This is a genomic window from Burkholderia sp. YHN3-13, assembly GCF_055810675.1.
This window is the reverse complement of sequence record NZ_JBVVNQ010000005.1, coordinates 274,530-290,114: the sequence shown is the minus strand read 5'-3', so window position 1 is coordinate 290,114 and position 15,585 is coordinate 274,530. Positions and strand designations below refer to the sequence as shown.

The following is a 15,585-nucleotide window of genomic DNA, read 5'->3' as shown; positions in this document are numbered from 1 at the left end:
GTGTCCTTCGCATCGAAGTGAGGGCGGACGGTGAATCCGCGTCACCGCACGCCGGTGCGCGAGTCTGTTGCCGGATGCCTCGCACGCACGGCTGCGATCGGCTCGAACCCGGCGTGGCGGGCCTTCGCGCGTCGACGCGCATGGTCGGCGATCCATGCAATCATGCGAGCGTCGCGGGTGTTGCCGGCATGCCGCACGCGCCGGCGTGCGAGCGGTGCGTCAACGGTGAGCGCCGCGCGCCGCGTTCGCGCACTTGCCAGGCAAGGCCCGCCCGGGGCACGATGCGCGAACGGCTTCGCGATCCTCGCCACTTCTTCGACCTCACGCATTTCACGCATGCAAGATTCCTACGAAAACCGCCCGTCGGGCGTGCGGCTGTTGAAAGGCCTGCTCCCGATCCGCCGGGCAGGCGCCATCCGCGACGTGTTCGCGGGCCTCTCGCTCGCCTCGATGGACATCCCGCAGGTGCTCGGCTACGCGCGCATCGCCGGGATGCCGGCCGTCACGGGCCTCTACACGGTGTTCCTGCCGCTCATTGCATTCGCGTGCTTCGGTGCGTCGCGCCATCTTGTCGTCGCCGCCGACTCCGCGACCGCGACGATCTTCGCGAGCCGGCTGTCGTCGATGGCACCTGCCGGCAGCGCGGAATATGCGGCACTGGCCGGCATGGTCGCGCTGCTGACCGGCGCGATGCTGCTGCTCGCGCGCATCTTCAAGCTCGGTTTTCTCGCCGATTTCCTGTCGCGCACGGTGTTGGTCGGCTTTCTCGCCGGCGTCGGCGTGCAGGTGTCGATCGCGATACTCGGCGACATGCTCGGGTTGTCGGTGCCGTACCCGGCGTCGCGCAGCCTTGCGCAACTCGACTACGTCGTCACGCATCTCGTCCACGCGAACCGGCCGACGCTCGCGCTCGCGGCGCTCGTGGTCGTCGCGATCCTCGCGTGCAAGCGGTTCGCGCCGCGCGTGCCGATGCCGATGATCGTCGTCGTGGGGAGCATCGCGGCGAGCGCGGCGTTCGACTTCGCCGCGCAGGGCGTTGCGGTGCTCGGGCCCGTCGCGGGCGGGTTGCCGCCGCTGCGCTGGCCGTCCGTCACGTGGCAGCAGTTCCTCGATCTCGTGCCGGTCGCCGCCTCGTGTTTCGTGATGATCATCGCGCAGAGCGCGGCCGCCGCGCGGGTGTTCGCGCAGCAGTACGGCGAAGACGTCGACACCAACGCCGATATCCTCGGCCTCGCGGCCGCGAACGCGGCGGCGGCGGTGGGCGGCGCGTTCGTCGTCAACGGCAGCCCGACGCAGACGGCAATGGCGGATGGCGCGGGCGTGCGCAGCCAGATCGGCCATCTCGCATTCGCCGCCGTGGTGGCCGTCGTGCTGCTGTTCTTCAGCACGTTCCTGCAGTACCTCCCGCATGCGGTGCTGGCCGGCATCGTGTTCACGATCGCGCTCGGGCTGATCAACGTGCGCAGCCTCGCGGCGATCCGCCAGGAAAGCCCCGGAGAATTCACGCTCGCGCTCGTGACGGCCACGGCCGTCGTGACCGTCGGTGTCGAACACGGCATCCTGCTGGCCGTCGCGCTGTCGCTGATGCGGCACGTGCGCCACAGCTACCAGCCGCATACGATGGTGCTCGAGCCTGTCGCGGGCAACGGGCGCTGGCTGCCGGTGCCCACGCGGCGCGGTGCGATGACGGCGCCGGGGCTGATCGTCTACCGGTTCGGTTCCGACCTGTTCTTCGCGAACGACCATCTGTTCGCCGGCGAAATCATCGAACTCGTCGACACGGCGCCGGTGCCGCCGCGCTGGTTCGTGATCGATGCGGGGGCGATCACCGATGTCGACTATTCGGCCGCGCGCACGCTGACCGATCTCGTCAAGACGTTGCACGCGCGCGGGATCGGCGTGCTGTTCGGGCGGGTGAACCGCTACCTGCGCGCGGACATGGATCGCCACGGGATCACCGACGTCGTCGGCGCATCGTGCATCTTCGCGACGCTGCATCAGGCGCTGGAGGCGGCGGGCACGACGCCGCCGGCGCCGCAGGAGCCGGGCACGGTGTAGCGCGAACGGGCGCTAGGCGGCCGCGCGCAAGCGCGCGAACCCGTTGCGCAGATAGCGGGCCAGTTCCGTCGCGGCCGGGGTGCGCTGGCCGCGCGGCACATGCAGGTCGATCGAGAAGTTCGGCAGCGCGGGCAGGCCGCTGCCGGCCGGCAGGATATCGAGGTCGGTCGGGACGGTGGACGCGAGCCAGACGGTCACGGCGAGATCGGAGCGCACGGTCGCGGCCGTGGCATCGAAGCTGCCGTTCTCGAACACGGTGCGCCAGGCGCGATCGCAGCCGCGCAGCGCGTCGAGCACGGTCGGACGGAACGCGCAGGTCTGCGCGACCATCGACACCGGCAGCGGCGTGTTGCGGTGCGCGGTGCCGCCTTTCGCGCCGACCCAGACCAGCCGGTCGACGGCAATGCACTCGCCGCGCGACGACCCGACCGGCGCCTCGATCAGCGCGACGTCGAGGTCGCCCCGCGTGAGCCCCCCGGCGCAGTTCCGGCGACGCCGCGCACACGAGCGTGAGCGCGACCTGCGGATGCGCCTGTGCATAGTTTTTCAGGATCGGCGCGAGACAGGTGCCGACCAGGTCCTGCGGCGCACCGAGACGGACCGCGCCTTCCACGGCGCCCGTCGTCATGTCGGTGAGCAGCGCATCGTGTACGGCGAGCAGCCGGCGCGCCTGTTCGAGCAGCCGCTCGCCGGCCGCCGTGAGCAGCAGGTTGCGATGCTCGCGGACGAACAACGGGCCGGACAGCGCCTCGAGCCGCGCGACCTGCTGGCTGATCGCGCCTTGCGTCAGGTGCAGCGCGTGGCCGGCCGCCGTCATGCTGCGATGATCGGCGACCGAGACGAATGCGCGCAACAGCGCGATGTCGAGATTGCGTGCCATGCGTCGCATTATGAATGCTAATGGCAGGCATAAAAAGCTTTCGCTTTCGTAATGGAGGGATCGCGGGTAAAAACGGGGCTTCGACGACGACAACCGGGAGCCGCCGTGCCGCTTCACGACTACCTGCCGCTGATGCTGTTCGTGATCGTGTCCACCGTGACGCCAGGCGGCGCGACGACGCTCGCGACCGCGTCGGGCGCCCATTTCGGCTACCGGCGATCGCTGCCGCTGATGGCCGGGATCGCGGCCGGCCTGGCGTCGATGGCGGCCGCGGCGGCGGCCGGGCTCGGCAGTGTGCTGCTCGCGCTGCCGACGTTGCAGCTTGCGATGAAAGCAGCCGGTTCGCTGTACCTCGTGTGGCTGGCCGTCCGCATCGGGCGCGGCGGCAAGCCGCGGCTCGACGCCGCCGTGCACCGGCCGCAAGGGTTCGTCAGCGGGGTGTGGATGCTGTGGCACAACCCGAAAGGCTGGGCGATGACGCTCGGCGCGGCCGCGTCGTTTGCCGCGCTCGCGTCCGGCCCGGCCCGGCTTGGCGTGCTGCTCGGGCTGGCATTCGGCGTGGCCGCGATGGCGTCGTTGTCGTTATGGTGTTTCGCCGGGCTGCTGTTCGCACGCGTGTTGCGCACCGAGCGGCAGTGGCGTTGCCTGAATGCGGGACTGGGGCTGCTGCTCGTGATGTCGATCGTTCCGATGTGGCTGCCGTAGCGGGCCGCCGCGCCTGTCGCGCGACGCGCCCCGGGTTCAGCGCGAGCCGGCCCGCGCGGCGCCGGCAGGCTGGCCCCCGGCAGCGCTCGACCTCAACGGCAGCCGCAGCGTCGTGACGAAGCTCGCCGCATGCAGCGCGCACAGCAGGCCAAACGCCCATGCATACGCGACGGCCGGCGTGCCACCGGGCGACATCGATTCGGCCTGCAGTCGCCACGCGAGGAACAGCGTGCAGATCGTCGTGAACGTCGGGCCGCCGAGGCGCTGCACGATATTGAGCGAGGTGGTCGCCATCGGCAGGTTGCGGCGTTCGACCGATGCATACGCGGCCGAGATCGACGGCGCGCCGATCGCGCTCTGGCCCATGCCGCGCAGGAACAGCGCGGGCACGAGCACCAGCGGATCGTAGCCGGTCAGCGCGAGAAACACGAACGGCAGCGTCGCCGCCAGCGCGAGCAACGCGCCGGCGGCGGCCAGCCGGCGCACGCCGAACCGGCCCGTCAGCGCGCCCATCGACGGATAGGTGACGAGCATGCCGAGCCCGAGCGGCGCGAGCAGCCACCCCATCTCGCCCGGCGAGCGGCCGCACGCCTGGATCAGAAACACGGGAATCAGCATCTGGCCCGCGTACATCGCGCCGTTCGACAGGAATTGCGTGCCGGCCGCCGCGCCGAACACGCGCGAGCGAAACAGCGCGAGATCGATCAGCGCGTGCTCGCCCTGGCGGCGCTCGAAGCGCAGGAACGCGGCGAGCAGCAGCGCCGAGCACGCGAGCGCGGCGATGCCGGGTGCCGAGCCGATTCGTTCGGCGCCGTACAGGAACAGCACGAGGCCCGGCGACAGCAACGCGAGGCCGATCCAGTCGAGTGCGCGCGGCTGGACATCGTCGTGGTCGCCCGGCAGGAATCGCACGGCCAGGGCGAGTGCGAGCACGCCGACGGGCAGGTTCACGAGAAACAGCCAGCGCCACGACGCGTGCTGCAGGATCGCGCCGGCCACGACCGGCCCGAGGATCGGCGCAAGCAGCACGGGCACCGCCGCGTAGCCGATCACGCGCGCCATCTGCTGCCCGGCGACGCGCGCGATCATCATCTGCGCCATCGGCGCGAGCAGCCCGCCGCTGACGCCTTGCAGCACGCGGAACGCGATCAGCGACGGCGCGGACCACGCGAGCCCGCACAGCGCCGACGTGAGCGTGAACGCCGAGAAACACCACAGGTACAGCGCTTTCGCGCCGATGCGGTCGACGAGCCAGCCGTTCAGCGGCAGCACCAGCGTCAGCGCGAGCAGGTAGCCGCTCGTCACCCACTGGATCGTCGACAGGCCGGCATGCAGATCGGTCGCGAGGTTCGACAGCGACACGTTGACGATCGTCGCATCGAGCTGCGACAGCAGCGAACCGAGCGTCGCGACCGCGCTGACCTTCCAGATCGACGGATCGAGCCGGCCCGCCGCGAGGCCCGGCGCCGGCTGCGCGCGTTCGTCGCTCACGCGCCGCGCCGGTCGAGCAGCGCGACGATGTCCTGCGTCGTGCCGGTCTCGCCGAGGCGCGGGAACAGGCGCTCGATGCTGTTCACGTGCGCGTCCGCGTTGAGGTCGGTCATCGCATCGACCGCGAGCGTCACGTTGTAGCCGAGTTCGTGGGCCTGCCGCGCGGTCGATTCGACGCCGATGCTCGTCGCGACGCCGGTCAGCACGATCTGCGTGACACCGGCGGCCTTCAGGTGCGCGTCGAGATCCGTGCCGGTGAATGCGCCCCAGGTCTTCTTCGTCACGACATGGTCGCCGGGTTGCCGGTTCAGTTCGGGCACGAGTTCGGTCCAGTCGGCGGGCAGCGCGTCCCGCCGCGCCGGCTGCTGCGTGCGTCCCGGCGCACCGCCGGCGACGTTGACGAGCACGACCGGCAGGCCGCGGCTGCGGAATGCGTCGAGCAGCGTGCGCGCGTGTGCGATCACCGGGGCGACCGGGTGGGCCGTGGGCAGGGCGACGATGCCTTTCTGCAGGTCGATGACGACCAGTGCCGTGTTCGTGTCGAGGCGGGTTGCGCTCATGATGGGGCTCCGTGGGAAAGGGCGGGGAACGCCGGACGCGCGGATGCCGCGCGGCGCGCCGGCGGGATTCATTGCTCGCCGAGGCGGCGGATCAGCGGGATCGCGGCGGCGAGCGTGTCGATGTCCGCGGGCTCGAGCTTCTCGATCGCGGCGCCGAGCCACTTGTGTTTCGCGGCGTTGCGCTTGCGCCGGGCGTCGAGGCCGGCCGCGGTCAGCTTGAACAGGATCTGGCGGCCGTCGGTCGGATGCGGTTCGCGCTCGACGAGCGCGTCTTCCTCCAGGCTCGCGAGAATCGCCTTCATCGACTGCGGCTTCATCGCCTCGGCGCGCGCGAGATCGGCGGTCGTCATCGGCCCGTGCCGTTCGAGCCGCGCGAGCGCGCTCGTCTGGGACATGCCGAGCCCATCGGATTCGATCCCGGAGCGCAGACGGCGGATGAGCTGGCCGACCGCGAGGGTCAGGTCGGCGGCGACGGTTTCGGCGGAAGCGCCGGGTTTGCGTGGCGGGTTCATGCGGCGAATCTTAGAATACGACAGGAAAACTTGCAAGTTTAACTGTTGAATTATCCGCGAGACGACTGCGCGCCCCGCGCGCGATTACGCGTCGCGCGGCGCGATCGGGACGACTTCGTTGTATTTCGGGGTCGCGCTCTCGTGCAGCAGGTCGCCGAGGTATTGCGCGAGTTCGTCCGCGCCGAGGGCGGACGGGACATGCAGGCCGGCGGGGCGCCGCTTGCCTTCGGCGCCGAGATCGAACACGGCCCAGCAGTCGTTCTTGCGTACGACGGCGAGCAGCCGTCCGAAGGCGTTGAAGCGGTATTCGTCCTGCATGGCGTCGCTCCCGTCGGTTGAACGTGCCGGCTGCCCGTGCACGCTTACTGGATCGAGCAGGACAGCCAGCGGTGGATCTTGAGCGCGTCGCTCGAGACGCCGGCCCGCGTCGGCGCGCCGAGCAGCACGACCGTTTCGCGGCGCCCCTTCACGCGCATGCGCATCACGACCCCGTGCCCGGATTCGTTGATGAAGCCGGTTTTCTGCAGCCGGATCGGCAGGCGGCGGTAGCGGACGAGCGGGTCGGAATTCACGTACACGAGTTCGCCGTCGCCCGGGCGCACGGTGGTCGACGTGTCCGTCGAGAAATAGCGGATCAGCGGATCCCGTGCGGCCGCGCCGACGAGCCGAGCGAGATCTTCCGCCGTCGACACGTTGTGCGGCGACAACCCGGTCGGCTCGCGGAAGTGCGTATGGCGCATGCCGAGCCGGCGCGCTTCGCGGTTCATCGCGTTGACGAACGCGGCGCGCCCGCCCGGATAGTCGCGGCTCAGCGCGGCGGCCGCGCGGTTCTCCGACGACATCAGCGCGATATGGAACATGTCGCGGCGCGACAGTGCCGAGCCGACCTGCAGGCGCGAGCCGGTGAACTTGATCGTGTCGCGATCGTGCGCGGTGACGCGCAGCACGCCGTTCAGCGGGCGATCGGCGTCACGCGCGACGACGGCCGTCATCAGCTTCGAGATCGACGCGATCGGCCGCACGGCGCGCGCGTTGCGAGCCAGCAGCGGTGTGCCGGAGTCGACGTCGAGCACGTAGGCCGCGCGTGAATGCAGCGCCCTGACCGCGCGCGGCGTGTAGCCGCAACTGGCGAGCAGCCTGGGTTTCGCGGCCGGGCGCGGCCGCACCGCGGTCGTGCGCTGCGCTCGCCGCTGTTGCGGCGCGGGTGCGGCGTGACGCTTGACGGCTTGATGCTTGACGCGCGGGCGACGGTGCTTGACGGCCTTTTTCGTGCGGTGAGGCTTCTTCTTGACGGCCTTCGAGTGCGCGTGCGCCTGGGCGTGTGCGGTGCGATGCGGCTGCACGTGCTGCGCGGACGCCTTCGCGGCGAACGCGAGCAGCAGGAACGAGAGGGCGAGGATCAGGGAGGTCCGAGCGCGAGGCAGGCGCGCGATGAGGCCGGTCAAGCGAAAGTCTCCTTTTCACGCGCAATGCGGCTGCGCGGAATGCGTGGGCGGTCGGCGGTTGCGGGAAATTATACGGTCGATCGCGTGGCGATGAGAGGGGACGAGTCGCAATGACGCGTGATGTGGGCGGATTCCGATCGTTTTCGTGCCGCCCGTCGGCGCTGCGCGCGGGGTGAAAGCCGTTCAGCGCGGCCAGTTCCGTCGCGACACGACCGCGAAACTGATCGCGATCGAGCCCGTCATGGTGCGCGGCGGCGGGTCTTCGATCGCATCGCCGAAGCGGAAACGCCGGGTGCGGCCGTCGGCGCGTTCGGCACGACGTTTCGGTGCGCGCGCATCGGTTGCGGCAGCGTGTTCGTTTGCGTCCGCACCGTCGCATGACGGCTCGGCCACACAATCAACGGCTTGATCGAAAGACATGACGGTGAATTCCGGGAAGGGCATGTCCGTATTGAACGTCACCGCGTTCAATCAGTAAAATGAATATTTCAATCGATCCGATTCCTTTCAAGAATGGAACTGAAACTGCTGCGCACGTTCCTGACGGTGACCGAGCTGTGCCATTTCAGCCGCGCGGCCGATGCGCTGCACATGAGCCAGCCGGCGCTGAGCAAGCAGATCGGCGCGCTCGAGGCGAGCCTGGGCGGCAAGCTGTTCGAGCGCGGCCGGCACGGCGCGGAGCTGACGCCGTTCGGCGAACGCTTCCTGCCCGATGCGCAGGCGCTCGTGCGAGACGCCGACGAGATCCTTGCGCGCGCGAGGGAAGCGACCAGCGGGCAGCGCGGGCATCTGCGGCTCGGTATCTGCCTGTCGGTGCTGATGCTCGTGCCGAAGCTCATCGCCGAGTTCCGGCGGCGCAATCCGGGCATTGCCGTCACGCTGAGCGACCTGTCGTCGTCCGAGCAGACGCGCCGGCTGCGCGCGGGCAAGCTCGACGTCGGGTTTCTGCGTTTGCCGTCCGACGAAGGATTGTCGTCGTTCAAGGTGGTCGACGAAGCGCTCGCGCTCGCGGTGCCGCCGCATCTCGGCTTCAAACGCGTGCCGGCCGACCTCGACGTGCTCAACGAGATCGGCTTCATCGCGCTGCAGCGTGCGCGCGGCCCCGGGCTGGCCGCCCAGATCGACCGGTGGTGCGTCGAGCGCCGCTTCGTGCCGCACGTGATGCAGCAGGCGGAGGACGTGCAGTCGGTGCTGACGTCGGTCGCGGCCGGCGTCGGCGTCGCGTTCATCCCGTCGAGCGCGCGATATCTGCTGCGCGATGCGACGGTGATACCGCTCGACGGCCGGGACGCGAAGTGGCGCGTGGGGCTCGCATGGTTGTCGGATCGCGACGATCCCGTCACCACGCGTTTCGTGTCGTTCATGCGCACCGCGCTCAAGGGCGCGTGACGCGGCGTATAGTATCCGCGATCGCCTTTCCTGAATGAAGGCCGGCCCGGCGCCGGCCGACGCACCCGAACCGATGACTTCAGAATCCGACGAATCCCCGCTCGATCCCGCGCTCGTTGCGACGCTCGCGACGCTGCACGAGGCCGCGAGCGATCCGGCCGGCAAGACGTGGTCGCTGCCGAAGATCGCGAAGCGCACGCAACTGCCGATGAGTACGCTGCGCCGCGTGCTGACGCAGCTCGACGCCGCGGGCCTGAGCGCCACGACGTTGAACGAGGACGGCACCGGTGGCGCCGCGCTGACCGACGAAGGGCGCGCGGTGTGCGCGCAACTGTTCGGCGCAAACGACGGCCCGTGAATGAAGAACGGGCCGCCGATGCGGCCCGTCGAATGGCGGCCCGCGCGTGCGCGGCGCCATGCCGCCTATTACCAGCGCGCCGTCACGCCGCCCATCACCGAATGACGATAGGTCTGATCGTTCAGCCCGCGCCGGTAGCCGATGTCGAGATCGAGCCAGCGCGTCGGCGAATAGATCGCGCCCGCGAGCACGAATGCCGGATTCGCGCCGGCGGTGGTTTCCGTGTTGCGCGACGTGCCGATGTCGGCCACGAGTTGCAGCCGGTCGGTCGCCTTGTAGATCGCGGCGGCCGACACGGCCCAGGCCGACGTCAGGTCGCCCTGGCGATTCGGCTGGTACGCGATGCCCGCGTTCGCGAGCAGCGAGACACGTGCGACGTCGGCCTGCGCGAGCAACGTCGCACCGGTGCCGACGCGGCCCGTGCCGAGCCCGCGGCTGTCGTTGCCGGTCGGCATCGTCACTTTCGGCTTCAGCGCGAGCGACAGCGGCCCGCGTTCGAAGAAGCGCCATTTCATGCCGATTTCGACATCGCCGATGCCGGCGCCGTTCTCGTCGGTGCGCGTTTGCAGATGCGTGTACGGCGCGTTGACGTACACGTCGGCGTGTTCGCCGAACCCGCGCGTGAGCGTCGCGTTCCACAACTGGTGGCGGCCGCTGTCTTCCTGTTTCGAGGTTTCCTCGCCGTTGAACTCGACCTGCCAGTTCGCGTTGCCCTGCGTGCTCGTGTCGTCGCTGACGAGCGGATGGGCGGCATGGGCTTCGAGGGGCGCAAGAAGGGCGCTCGCGGCGGCGAGCGGAAGGATTCTTTTCATCACATTACCCGTGGAGCGTCGTGAGTGTGCCGGCCCGCGGCGTGGCGCGGGCCGGCACGTCGTTATCCGGACGGAACCGGTACCGATCCTGAACGGATCAGAACCACTGCTTGTAGCGGCGCACGTAGATCGTCTTGACGATCTGCGCGAGCAGGATGTAGCCGATCATCGTCGCGGCGAGCCACAGCCAGTAGGTGCCCGGCAGGTGCATGAAGCCGATCGCTTCCGCGAACGGCGAGAACGGCAGCCAGCAGCCGATCGCGATCGCGGTGAAGGTCGACAGCAGCACCGGCAGCGACGCCGTGCTCTGCAGGAACGGGATCTTCTGCGTGCGCAGCAGGTGCACGACGAGCGTTTGCGACACGAGGCTCTCGATGAACCAGCCGGAGTTCATCACGACCTGGCCGCCCGTGCCGCCGTTCAGGTGATACAGCGCGCCCGCGCCGAACACGGTCCACATCAGGACGTACGTCGTGATGTCGAATACCGACGACGTCGGCCCGACCCACAGCATGAAGCGGCTGATGTTGCCGGCTTCCCACTTGCGCGGCTTCTTCAGAAACTCGGGATCCATCCGGTCCCACGGCAGCAGCATCTGCGACGTGTCGTAGATCAGGTTCAGCACGAGCAGCTGGGTCGCGAGCATCGGCTCCCACGGCAGGAACGCGCTGGCGACGAGCACCGAGAACACGTTGCCGAAGTTCGAGCTGGCGGTCATGTTCAGGTACTTCAGGATGTTGCCGAACGTCTCGCGGCCCTTGATCACGCCTTCCTCGAGCACCATCAGGCTCTTTTCGAGCAGGATGATGTCGGCGGTTTCCTTCGCGATGTCGGCGCCGCTGTCGACCGAGATGCCGACGTCGGCGTCGCGCAGCGCGGGCGCATCGTTGATGCCGTCGCCAAGGAAGCCGACCGTGTGGCCGTTCGCCTGCAACGCCTTGACGATGCGCGCCTTCTGCAGCGGCGTGAGCTTCGCGAACACGGTCGTGCGTTCGACGACCTGCGCGAGCGTCGCGTCGTCGAGCGCTTCGATTTCCGTGCCGAGCATCGGCTTGCCGGGTTCGAGGCCGACCTGGCGGCACACCTTCATCGTGACGGTCGGGTTGTCGCCCGTCAGCACCTTCACCGCGACGCCGTTTTCGCGCAGCGCGGCGAGGGCCGGCGCGGCCGATTCCTTCGGCGGATCGAGGAAGGTCAGGAAGCCGCGCACGACGAGATCGTGTTCGTCGGCGGTGCGATACTGCGCGCGCTCGTCGCCGCGTGCAATCGTACGCGTCGCGAGCACGAGCACGCGGAAGCCGTCCTCGTTGTAGGCGGTCGCCTGTTCGAGCAGCCGCTTGCGCGCGACGAAGTCGAGCGGGCGTACGCCGTCTTCGTCCTGCACGTGGGTCGACACGGCGAGCATTTCCTCGACCGCACCCTTGCAGATCAGCAGGTGCGTGCCGTGCCGGTCCTCGACGACGACCGACAGGCGGCGCCGCACGAAGTCGAACGGCAGCTCGTCGATCTTCTTGTAGCCCTGCGGCTTCACGCGTTCGCCGATCTCGTCGGCACGCGCGACGACCGCGATGTCGATCAGGTTCTTCTGGCCGCTCTGGTGAAAGCTGTTCAGCCAGCCGAGCCGCAGGATTTCCTCGTTCTTGTGACCGGACAGGTCGAGGTGATGTTCGAGGATGATCTTGTCCTGCGTGAGCGTGCCGGTCTTGTCGGTGCACAGCACGTCCATCGCGCCGAAGTTCTGCACCGAATTCAGCCGCTTGACCACGACCTTGCGGCGTGCCATCGCCACCGCGCCGCGCGCGAGGTTCGCACTGACGATCATTGGCAGCATCTCGGGCGTCAGGCCGACGGCCACGGCGAGCGCGAACGTGAGCGCGCTCAGCCAGTCGCCCTTGGTCAGCCCGTTGATCATGAACACGATCGGCACCATCACGAACATGAACTTGATCAGCAGCCAGCTCACGCTCGCGACGCCGCGGTCGAAGCTCGTCTCGATGCGCTTGTGGCTCACGACGTTGCGCGCGAGCGAGCCGAAGTACGTGTCTTCTCCGGTCGCGACGACGACGGCCGTCGCCGTGCCGCTGACGACGTTGGTGCCCATGAAGCAGACGTTCTCGAGATCGAGCAGCGACGCCGACGCGTCGGGCGCCGAGCCGGCGGCCGGTGTACCCGCGGACTTGCCGGCCACCGCGCCGAGCGTGTCGTACTTCTCGACGGGCAGCGCTTCGCCGGTCAGTACGGCCTGGCTGATGAACAGGTCGCGCGATGCGAGCAGGCGGACGTCGGCGGGGATCATGTCGCCGGCCGACAGGTGCACGATGTCGCCGGTCACGACCTCGCGCATCGGCACCTCGCGCCGGGTCGGCTCGGACGTGTCGGTCATCGCGCGCTGCACGGTGGCCGTCGTGCGGACCATCGCCTTGAGCTTCTCGGCCGCGCGCAACGAACGGAATTCCTGCACGAAGCGCAGCAGCGCGCTGATCGTGACCATCGTCAGCAGGATCGTCATGCCGACATAGTCGCGATCGTCGGGCGCCGCGAAGTAGACGTCGGTGAAGAAGCTGATGGTGGCGAGCACCAGCAGCACGTAGACGAACGGATTGTGGAACGAGAGCAGCAACTGGCGGGTCCAGTGCGGCGGCTTGTCGTGCGCGATCTCGTTCGGGCCGTAGTGCTGCAGGCGGTCGGCGGCCTGGTCGTAGGTGAGGCCGCGCGTGCTGGTGTGCAGCGTCTTCAGCGTGTCCTCGAGCGGGCGGGCCGCTTCCTGTGCCGCGCGCATGATGCGCGGCGCGTTCTGCTGGCCGGCGCCGCTCTTGATGAAGCCGCGCTGTTTCTTCTGCGATGGGTTGTGTCGTGTTGTCATGAGTCGCTCCTTGCGCACGAGGCGGCGGGCGGGGAGCGACCGTGACGTTATCGACGCACGAGCGCTCCCCGCCGCGTCGCGTCAGGCGCGATCGGCTGTGGATCGGAAAAGGCGGGAACGCTCGCCGGCGCGCGTGAAGCGGTCGGCGTGTCGATGCGCGGCGTCGCACCGGCGAGCGGTAATCGACTACTGTCGTCTGAGTTCATCTGCACTCCTGTCGGTTGCGGATAATCGGCACGGGCGATCGGCGGAGACGCGCGCAACGAGGCGCGCGGCCGGACGGCACGCGAACGGAGAGCGCGCGCGGCTGGCGCCGCGCGCAACGTGAACGCACGCGCGCAATGGCGCGTCGCGTGCATTCGACGATATCGAAAAATTCGGCGGGAGATCGGGCCGGTAGTCAGGCCGGAAGGACGCCGCATCCTGCTTCCCGGGATGCGGCAGAAGACGAGGCTCTGCGCGTTTTCCTCAGGCAGCAGTCAAGTTGGTCGAGCACCAACTACAACTCGCATCGGTGTTCACAGAACACTCCATGTATTGAGACGGGAGCGATGGTAATGGCTCGTCGTGCGAAGCGTCAACCCTTTTGTCAGGCGTTATTTCGAGATGCTTGGCCGGGCCGGCGTGGGTGCGCGGAATCGCCGGACGGACGGCAACGAAACGGCCGCGCGCACGCCATGCGGGCATGCGCGCGGCCGCGTCGGTCAGCGCGCCGGTTACTGGTTCGCCGACGCGATGGCCGCCCCCGCATCGAGGATGCCCGAGCCTGCCGGCATCGCGGTGCACGACGTCCCGGCTGCCAGCTTCGCCGCGCGCGTGCCGCCTTGCAGCTTCTGCTGGATCTGCGCGGGCGTGAGGTTGCCGTTCACCGACAGCATCAGCGCGGCGACCCCCGACACTTGCGGCGTCGCGAGGCTGGTGCCGTTCGCGGGGCCGTAGGTGTCCGTGCCCGGCGTCGTCGTGCCGGTGTTCGACGTCGACAGGATGTTGACGCCCGGTGCGCTCAGCGAGACATCGGCGCCGAAGTTGCTGAACGATGCGCGGCGGCCCGTCGCGTCGGTCGCGCCGACGGTGATCACGCCGCGGCAGTTCGCGGGCTGGTCGAGGCCGGTCGACAGGCCGTCGTTGCCGGCCGCGACGACCACGGTCACCCCTTTCGCGGTGACGTCGTCGATCGCCTGCTGGAACGTCGTGCTGCATGCGCCGACGCCGCCGAGGCTCAGGTTGATGACCTTCGCGGGCCGCGGGTTCGTCGGGACGCCGTTCACCGCAATGCCGGCTGCCCAGCGCATGCCGTCCGCGATGTCGCTCGTCACGCCGCCGCACTTGCCGAGGACGCGCACCGGCAGGATCTGGCCGAGCCACGACACGCCCGCGATACCCGTGCCGTTGTTGGCGGTCGCGCCGATCACGCCCATCACGCGCGTGCCGTGCCAGCTGCTGTCGCTCGGCTGGCTCGCGCAGTGATAGTACGGGCCGTTCGCGTTGTCGAGTTCCTGCTGCGTGACCCAGTCGCCCGGATCGGTTGCGTCGGGGCCGCGCGTCATGCCGTTGTTGCTGGTGTTGACGTTGCTGATGAAGCTGTAGCCGGACAGCAGGTTGCCCACGAGGTCGGCGTGCGGCCGGTAGCCCGTGTCGAGCACGGCCGTGACGACGGTCGGTGAACCCTTGCTCACGTTCCAGGCGGGCGGCAGGTCGATCCCGGCCGTCGGGTCGGACAGGTACCACTGCTGGTTGTAGAGCGGGTCGCTCGGCGTGTCGCGAACCTGCATCGGGTGATCCGGTTCCGCGTAGTCGACATCGCTGTCGGCCGCGAATGCCTGCGCGAGTGCGGCTGCGTCGGCGGCCGCCATGCGCTGACCGAGCGACAGCACGGCCGCGCCGTTCGAGATCGTCCGTTCGACCTGCACGTTCACCGGCGCTTGCGCGACCGTGCTCGCATAGGCGCGCGCGCTGCCGGCCACCGGCGCCGTCCAGCGCGTCATCGCGCGCTGGATGACCGCGTCGAGCCGCGTCCCGTTGTCGATGGCCGACATCGCACGCGTGGCCGTCAGCGTCTTCAGCTTGACGATCAGGTGATCGACCGGCGGCTCGGCCGGTGCCGTCTGCGCAGCCATCTGCACGGCGGCCTGCTGCGTGGTGCATGCATTGCCGCCTGACGAGGCGGGCGGGGTCGCGGGGGGCGTGGGCGTGGGGGCCGGCGTCGGCGTCGGTGTCGGCGCCGGTGCAGCGTTGGAGGAGGAGGGGTTGCTGCCGTCGCCGCCGCCTCCGCCGCCGCAACCGGCGAGAGGCAGGAGGGCGGCGGCGGACAGCATGCCGGCGAGCATGCGCGCGTGTGCGGAGCGCGCCAGCGCAGAATTGAAACGTTTGGCTCTCATGTTGAAACTCGATCCTCGTAGATAACCGTCGTGCCGGCGGTGGCGCTGGTCCGGCTGATCCGGACCTAGTCTTTTTTGTCTGACGGTTGCAGCAGGGTTGCTGCGACGCGCCATGCACTGGGTAACGGCGTGCG

The 15,585-nt window shown here is 69.1% G+C and carries 13 protein-coding genes and 1 pseudogene; 4 read left to right on the top strand and 10 right to left on the bottom strand.

Features of this window, described 5'->3' with window-relative positions:
• Positions 1 to 336 precede the first annotated feature (336 nt).
• Positions 337 to 2,058 (top strand): SulP family inorganic anion transporter, encoded by a 1,722-nt coding sequence (locus AC0KUR_RS15265; protein ID WP_473376121.1) that lies wholly within the window; start codon positions 337 to 339, stop codon positions 2,056 to 2,058.
• A gap of 12 nt (positions 2,059 to 2,070) precedes the next feature.
• Here the strand turns inward: AC0KUR_RS15265 and AC0KUR_RS15260 are convergent.
• Positions 2,071 to 2,947, bottom strand: a pseudogene (locus AC0KUR_RS15260) (LysR substrate-binding domain-containing protein).
• 42 nt (positions 2,948 to 2,989) lie between these two features.
• Between AC0KUR_RS15260 and AC0KUR_RS15255 the strand changes: the two are divergent.
• Positions 2,990 to 3,643: a LysE family translocator gene (locus AC0KUR_RS15255; RefSeq protein ID WP_082744623.1), complete on the top strand. Its 654-nt coding sequence runs from the start codon at positions 2,990 to 2,992 to the stop codon at positions 3,641 to 3,643.
• Between the two features lie 36 nt (positions 3,644 to 3,679).
• On the opposite strand, the gene AC0KUR_RS15250 is transcribed toward AC0KUR_RS15255, so the two are convergent.
• From AC0KUR_RS15250 to AC0KUR_RS15225, 6 genes are all read right to left on the bottom strand, one after another.
• Positions 3,680 to 5,134: a DHA2 family efflux MFS transporter permease subunit gene (locus tag AC0KUR_RS15250; protein ID WP_034187916.1), complete on the bottom strand. Its 1,455-nt coding sequence runs from the start codon at positions 5,132 to 5,134 to the stop codon at positions 3,680 to 3,682.
• Positions 5,131 to 5,694 (bottom strand): isochorismatase family protein, encoded by a 564-nt coding sequence (locus tag AC0KUR_RS15245; RefSeq protein WP_069704652.1) that lies wholly within the window; start codon positions 5,692 to 5,694, stop codon positions 5,131 to 5,133. Before AC0KUR_RS15245 ends, AC0KUR_RS15250 begins: the two co-directional genes overlap by 4 nt.
• 68 nt (positions 5,695 to 5,762) lie before the next feature.
• Complete coding sequence (locus AC0KUR_RS15240; protein WP_034187914.1) at positions 5,763 to 6,206, bottom strand: MarR family winged helix-turn-helix transcriptional regulator; 444 nt, start codon at positions 6,204 to 6,206, stop codon at positions 5,763 to 5,765.
• Between the two features lie 84 nt (positions 6,207 to 6,290).
• Positions 6,291 to 6,524, bottom strand: coding sequence for a DUF7661 family protein (locus AC0KUR_RS15235; RefSeq protein WP_034187913.1), 234 nt, complete (start codon positions 6,522 to 6,524; stop codon positions 6,291 to 6,293).
• Between the two features lie 44 nt (positions 6,525 to 6,568).
• Positions 6,569 to 7,651, bottom strand: coding sequence for a serine hydrolase (locus AC0KUR_RS15230; RefSeq protein WP_059556646.1), 1,083 nt, complete (start codon positions 7,649 to 7,651; stop codon positions 6,569 to 6,571).
• Positions 7,652 to 7,834: 183 nt separating this feature from the next.
• Entirely contained in the window at positions 7,835 to 8,113 is a 279-nt protein-coding gene (locus AC0KUR_RS15225) for a hypothetical protein (protein ID WP_226193970.1), read from the bottom strand.
• A gap of 51 nt (positions 8,114 to 8,164) precedes the next feature.
• On the opposite strand from AC0KUR_RS15225, the gene AC0KUR_RS15220 reads away from it, so the two are divergent.
• Positions 8,165 to 9,040: a LysR family transcriptional regulator gene (locus AC0KUR_RS15220; protein ID WP_049031348.1), complete on the top strand. Its 876-nt coding sequence runs from the start codon at positions 8,165 to 8,167 to the stop codon at positions 9,038 to 9,040.
• A gap of 73 nt (positions 9,041 to 9,113) precedes the next feature.
• The gene (locus AC0KUR_RS15215; protein WP_034187995.1) at positions 9,114 to 9,398 is read left to right on the top strand and encodes a hypothetical protein; all 285 of its coding nucleotides are present in this window, start codon (positions 9,114 to 9,116) and stop codon (positions 9,396 to 9,398) included.
• 68 nt (positions 9,399 to 9,466) lie between these two features.
• Here AC0KUR_RS15215 and AC0KUR_RS15210 read toward each other — a convergent pair whose 3' ends face one another.
• From AC0KUR_RS15210 to AC0KUR_RS15200, 3 genes are all read right to left on the bottom strand, one after another.
• Entirely contained in the window at positions 9,467 to 10,210 is a 744-nt protein-coding gene (locus AC0KUR_RS15210) for a transporter (protein ID WP_473376120.1), read from the bottom strand.
• A 97-nt stretch (positions 10,211 to 10,307) separates the two neighbouring features.
• Complete coding sequence (mgtA, locus tag AC0KUR_RS15205) at positions 10,308 to 13,073, bottom strand: magnesium-translocating P-type ATPase (RefSeq protein WP_082744629.1); 2,766 nt, start codon at positions 13,071 to 13,073, stop codon at positions 10,308 to 10,310.
• A 716-nt stretch (positions 13,074 to 13,789) separates the two neighbouring features.
• Positions 13,790 to 15,451: a S8 family peptidase gene (locus tag AC0KUR_RS15200; RefSeq protein WP_473376119.1), complete on the bottom strand. Its 1,662-nt coding sequence runs from the start codon at positions 15,449 to 15,451 to the stop codon at positions 13,790 to 13,792.
• Between the last annotated feature and the right edge of the window lie 134 nt (positions 15,452 to 15,585).